The following is a 331-nucleotide window of genomic DNA, read 5'->3' on the forward strand; positions in this document are numbered from 1 at the left end:
GGTGTCCCCGGCGACCCTGCGTGGCGCATCGCGGATGACCCGATCTATCCAGTCACGCCGTGGGAGAGCAAAGATGGCTGCACGCGAGAACCAGCCGAGTTCGGTGATCTCGTCGAGGTCTGGTGTCGCCTCACTGAGCAATTCGCACTCGTACGCGATCGTCACGTAGCCGACCTGGTCGCCATTGGGATAGGTGACCATCATCGGCTCGCCACCATACGCGCCGATGACTCCCGTGATCCGGATTCGCGCTCCCGTCTCTTCGAGGACTTCGCGGGCAAGCGCACCCGAGGGATCTTCGTCGGGTTCAACGCCGCCACCGATCAGACTC

At 63.4% G+C, this 331-nt stretch carries 1 protein-coding gene; it reads right to left on the bottom strand.

Annotated elements, in window-relative coordinates:
* Nucleotides 1-331: NUDIX domain-containing protein (locus PS14A_RS26495; protein ID WP_212617597.1), on the bottom strand; the 331-nt coding region annotated here is incomplete at both ends.

This window comes from Pseudomonas sp. 14A (genome assembly GCF_018132745.1).
GTDB lineage: Bacteria > Pseudomonadota > Gammaproteobacteria > Pseudomonadales > Pseudomonadaceae > Aquipseudomonas > Aquipseudomonas mercuritolerans.